Source organism: Chryseobacterium sp. SIMBA_038 (assembly GCF_046535115.1).
In the GTDB taxonomy this organism is placed as follows: Bacteria; Bacteroidota; Bacteroidia; order Flavobacteriales; family Weeksellaceae; genus Chryseobacterium.
This window is the reverse complement of record NZ_JAWRXH010000476.1, coordinates 1-231: the sequence shown is the minus strand read 5'-3', so window position 1 is coordinate 231 and position 231 is coordinate 1. Positions and strand designations below refer to the sequence as shown.

Below are 231 nucleotides of genomic sequence, written 5' to 3'. Positions count from 1 at the left end.
ACCTGTTTAAGGTCACACCATCCGACGCGACAATCCCCGACGACGGCGCCGCATCAACAACGATCTGACAACCGCTAGCACCAGAAAACGCGGTCACCGGAGGCGCGCAATGCTGAGAGTCAAAAAGCGCCGCCTGCACCACGCAATCGCGTTGAGAACTACAGGCTCCAACAACGGCGTTACCGGCGTAATACGTCGCCACATAAAACTGATAGTTCGACGGCAACGCAC

General features: G+C 57.1%; 1 protein-coding gene. It reads right to left on the bottom strand.

Annotated elements, in window-relative coordinates:
• A partial coding sequence (locus SB689_RS24325; protein WP_410694578.1) for a hypothetical protein occupies nucleotides 1-231 on the bottom strand: 231 nt, incomplete at both ends.